At 64.4% G+C, this 4731-nt stretch carries 4 protein-coding genes and 1 pseudogene; all 5 read left to right on the top strand.

The genetic code is table 11. The annotated features are described in order from the left end of the window. A pseudogene (locus Q8M82_RS12120) lies at positions 1–452 on the top strand (DNA-directed RNA polymerase subunit beta'); the annotation flags it as partial. Positions 453–465: 13 nt separating this feature from the next. After that, positions 466–837: a 30S ribosomal protein S12 gene (gene rpsL / locus Q8M82_RS12125; RefSeq protein ID WP_305691608.1), complete on the top strand. Its 372-nt coding sequence runs from the start codon at positions 466–468 to the stop codon at positions 835–837. Positions 838–907: 70 nt separating this feature from the next. Further along, positions 908–1378: a 30S ribosomal protein S7 gene (rpsG, locus tag Q8M82_RS12130; RefSeq protein ID WP_305691609.1), complete on the top strand. Its 471-nt coding sequence runs from the start codon at positions 908–910 to the stop codon at positions 1376–1378. 36 nt (positions 1379–1414) lie between these two features. Then, positions 1415–3490, top strand: coding sequence for an elongation factor G (gene fusA, locus Q8M82_RS12135; protein ID WP_305691610.1), 2076 nt, complete (start codon positions 1415–1417; stop codon positions 3488–3490). 54 nt (positions 3491–3544) lie between these two features. After that, positions 3545–4731 (top strand): elongation factor Tu (tuf, locus tag Q8M82_RS12140; protein WP_305691611.1); only part of this gene is annotated, 1187 nt, incomplete at its 3' end.

Raw genomic sequence — 4731 nt, forward strand, 5'->3', positions numbered from 1 at the left:
TCCTGGTCAACGCGATCCAGGAAGTCTACCGCCTGCAGGGCGTGACGGTCTCCGACCGCCACATCGAGTGCATCGTCCGTCAGATGCTGCAGAACGTCAAGGTGGACAGCGCCGGCGACACCTCGTTCTTGAAGGGCGAGATCGTCAACCGCTTCGTCTTCGCCGCGGAGAACCGCGACACGAAGGAGAAGGGGGGCAAGGAAGCCCAGGCCGAGCCCGTCCTGCTCGGGATCACGAAGGCCTCCCTCGCGTCGAGCTCGTTCATCTCGGCCGCGAGCTTCCAGGAGACGACCCGCGTGCTCACGCAGGCCGCGACGACGTCGCAGATCGACTACCTGAAGGGACTGAAGGAAAACGTCATCATCGGCCACATGATTCCGGCCGGCACGGGCCTCCAGGCCCGCGAAAAACTCATCGAACTCGCCGCGCAAGCCGCGGCGACGCAGTCGTAAGGAGATCATCGTCATGCCCACGATCAGTCAGCTCATCCGCCTGGGACGCACCAAGAAGCGCACGCGTCCCAAGGCCCCCGCTCTGGACTCTTGCCCCCAGAAGCGCGGCGTCTGCACCTTGGTGAAGACCACGACCCCCAAGAAGCCCAACTCGGCCCTGCGTAAGATCGCGCGCATCAAGCTGACCAACGGCGTCGAGGTCACCGGCTACATCCCCGGCGTCGGCCACAACCTTCAGGAGCACTCGATCGTCATGATCCGCGGCGGCCGCGTGAAGGACCTTCCCGGCGTGCGCTACCACATCCTGCGCGGCGTGCTCGACACCCAGGGCGTCAAGAACCGCAAGCAGCGCCGTTCGAAGTACGGCGCCAAGCGTCCGAAGTGAGTTCTGCCCGACCGGCGGGGCGAAAGCCCAGCCGGTTCGCAGCGTTGAAGATTTGACCGGAGACTAGACGATGTCCCGCCGCCATAGCGCCGAAAAGCGCGAGATCATTCCCGATCCGAAGTTCCACGACGTGATCGTGACCAAGTTCATGAACTCGGTCATGTACGAGGGCAAGAAGTCGACCGCCGAGCGGATCGTCTACGGCGCCTTCGACATCATCGAGGCCAAGATGAAGAGCGACCCGCTCGCCGTCTTCAAGAGCGCCCTCGAGAACGTCGCTCCGGCGATCGAGGTGCGGTCGCGTCGCGTCGGCGGCGCCACCTACCAGGTTCCGGTCGAGGTTCGCACCGAGCGCCGCCAGGCGCTGGCGATCCGCTGGCTGATTTCGGCCGCTCGCGGCCGCAACGACAAGACGATGGTCGAGCGTCTCTCCTCGGAGCTGATGGATGCGGCCAGCAACCGTGGCAACGCGGTCAAGAAGCGTGAAGACACGCACCGGATGGCGGAAGCCAACCGCGCCTTCTCGCATTATCGCTGGTAATCGTCCGCGACCCTCTGGAAAGACGAGAGCATTCCCATGGCCCGCTCCCATCCCATCGACCGTTATCGCAACTTCGGCATCATGGCCCACATCGATGCCGGCAAGACGACGACGACCGAGCGCATCCTGTTCTACACGGGCAAGTCGCACAAGATCGGCGAAGTCCATGACGGCGCTGCGACCATGGACTGGATGACGCAGGAGCAGGAGCGTGGCATCACGATCACCTCCGCTGCGACGACCTGCTTCTGGCGCGACATGCGCCTGAACATCATCGACACCCCCGGCCACGTCGACTTCACCATCGAGGTCGAGCGTTCGCTGCGCGTGCTCGACGGCGCCGTCTGCGTGCTCGACGGCAACCAGGGCGTCGAGCCCCAGACCGAGACTGTCTGGCGCCAGGCCGACAAGTATGATGTGCCGCGCATCGTGTTCGTCAACAAGATGGACAAGATTGGTGCCGATTTCTATCGCTGCGTCCAGGACATCATCGACCGCGTCGCCGGCAAGCCGGTCTGCCTGCAGATCCCGATCGGGGCGGAGTCGGATTTCGCCGGCGTGATCGACCTGATCAAGATGAAGGCGATCGTCTGGAACGGCGAAGCGCTGGGTGCCTCCTTCGAGGAGCAGGAGATCCCTGCCAACCTCCTCGACAAGGCCACCGAGTATCGCTCCAAGCTCATCGAGGCCGCCGTCGAGATGGACGACGTCGCGATGGAGGCCTATCTCGAAGGCACCGAGCCCGACGCCGACACGCTGCGGCGGCTCGTCCGCACGGCCGTGCAGCGCCGCGCCTTCCACCCCGTTCTCTGCGGCTCGGCCTTCAAGAACAAGGGCGTCCAGCCCCTGCTCGACGCCGTCGTCGACTTCCTGCCGTCGCCGGTCGATCGCGGCGCGGTCGAGGGCATCGATTTCAAGACCGAGGAGCCGGTCACCCGCGAGCCGACCGACGAGGCTCCGTTCTCCATGCTCGCCTTCAAGATCATGGACGACCCCTTCGTCGGCACCATCACCTTCTGCCGCGTCTATTCGGGCAAGGTCGATGCCGGCCAGGGCGTGATCAACTCGACGCGCGACAAGAAGGAGCGCGTCGGCCGCATGCTGCTTATGCATGCGAACAACCGCGAGGACATCAAGGAGGCCTATGCCGGTGACATCGTCGCCCTGGCCGGTCTCAAGGACGTCCGCACCGGCGACACGCTGTGCGATCCGGCCCAGGCCGTGATCCTCGAGCGCATGGAGTTCCCGGAGCCGGTCATCACGATCGCGATCGAGCCCAAGTCCAAGGCCGACCAGGAAAAGCTGGGCCTCGCCCTGTCGAAGCTCGCCAACGAGGATCCCTCGTTCCGCGTCTCGACCGATCAGGAGAGCGGCCAGACCATCCTCAAGGGCATGGGCGAGCTTCATCTCGACATCAAGGTCGACATCCTGCGCCGGACCTACAAGGTGGACGCCAATATCGGTGCGCCGCAGGTGGCCTATCGTGAGACGATCACCAAGAAGGCCGAGATCGACTACACCCACAAGAAGCAGACCGGCGGTACCGGCCAGTTCGCCCGCGTCAAGCTGGTCGTCGAGCCGAACGAGACCGGCAAGGGCTTCGAGTTCGAGTCGAAGATCATCGGCGGCGCGGTGCCGAAGGAGTACATCCCCGGCGTCGAGAAGGGCCTGAACTCGGTCATCTCGTCGGGCGTGCTCGCCGGCTTCCCGGTCGTGGACGTCAAGGTCTCTCTGGTGGACGGTGCCTTCCACGAGGTCGACTCGTCGGCTCTGGCCTTCGAAATCGCCTCGCGGGCCGGCCTTCGCGAAGGTCTGCAGAAGGGCGGCTCCGTGCTGCTCGAGCCGATCATGAAGGTCGAGGTCGTGACCCCGGAAGACTATACCGGCTCGGTCATCGGCGACCTGAACTCCCGCCGTGGCCAGATCCAGGGCCAGGACATGCGCGGCAACGCGGTCGTCATCAACGCGATGGTGCCGCTGGCCAACATGTTCGGCTACGTCAACCAGCTGCGTTCCTTCAGCCAGGGCCGCGCGAACTATACCATGCAATTCGATCACTATGAGCAGGTTCCGTCGGCGGTGGCCGCCGAGGTCCAGGCCAAATACGCCTGATCACCAGCCCGACCTGCTTTAAACGCAACAACGATCTGACTGACGGAGGCTACGATGGCCAAAGAGAAATTCGCTCGCACGAAGCCGCATTGCAACATTGGAACGATTGGTCACGTCGACCATGGCAAGACGTCTTTGACGGCTGCGATCACGAAGGTTCTGGCTGAGTCGGGCGGCGCGTCGTTCACGGCGTATGACCAGATCGACAAGGCTCCCGAGGAGAAGGCCCGCGGCATCACGATCTCGACGGCCCATGTCGAGTACGAGACGGCTGCGCGCCATTATGCTCACGTCGACTGCCCCGGCCACGCCGACTATGTGAAGAACATGATCACGGGCGCGGCGCAGATGGACGGCGCGATCCTGGTGGTTTCGGCGGCCGACGGCCCGATGCCGCAGACCCGCGAGCACATCCTGCTGGCGCGCCAGGTCGGCGTTCCCGCGCTGGTGGTGTTCATGAACAAGGTCGATCTCGTCGACGACGCCGAGCTTCTCGAGCTGGTCGAGATGGAGATCCGCGAGCTCCTGTCGAAGTACGATTTCCCCGGCGACGACATCCCGATCACCAAGGGTTCGGCGAAGGTTGCGCTGGACAATGGCGACAAGGCGATCGGCCATGACGCGATCGTCGCGCTGATGAAGACGGTGGACGACTACATCCCGCAGCCGGAGCGTCCGATCGACCAGCCCTTCCTGATGCCGGTCGAGGACGTGTTCTCGATCTCGGGCCGCGGCACGGTGGTGACGGGTCGCGTCGAGCGCGGCATCGTCAAGGTCGGCGATGAAATCGAGATCGTCGGACTGAAGGACACGGTCAAGACGTCGGTGACGGGCGTCGAGATGTTCCGCAAGCTGCTGGACCAGGGCCAGGCGGGCGACAACATCGGCGCGCTGCTGCGCGGCACGAAGCGCGAGGACGTCGAGCGCGGGCAGATCCTGTGCAAGCCGGGCTCGGTGAAGCCGCACACGAAGTTCAAGGCCGAGGCCTACATCCTGACGAAGGAGGAGGGCGGCCGCCACACGCCGTTCTTCACGAACTACCGCCCGCAGTTCTACTTCCGCACGACCGACGTGACGGGCGTGGTTCATCTGCCGGAAGGCACGGAGATGGTGATGCCGGGCGACAACATCGCCATGGAAGTGCACCTGATCGTGCCGATCGCGATGGAAGAGAAGCTGCGCTTCGCCATCCGCGAAGGCGGTCGCACCGTCGGCGCCGGCGTCGTCGCCAGCATCATCGC

Source organism: Allobosea sp., from assembly GCF_030694325.1.
Lineage (GTDB): Bacteria > Pseudomonadota > Alphaproteobacteria > Rhizobiales > Beijerinckiaceae > Allobosea.

Excerpts from the sequence above, each read along its gene's own strand:
- fusA (WP_305691610.1), top strand. The coding sequence starts at position 1,415 with ATGGCCCGCTCCCATCCCATCGACCGTTATCGCAACTTCGGCATCATG.
- rpsG (WP_305691609.1), top strand. The coding sequence starts at position 908 with ATGTCCCGCCGCCATAGCGCCGAAAAGCGCGAGATCATTCCCGATCCG.
- rpsL (WP_305691608.1), top strand. The coding sequence starts at position 466 with ATGCCCACGATCAGTCAGCTCATCCGCCTGGGACGCACCAAGAAGCGC.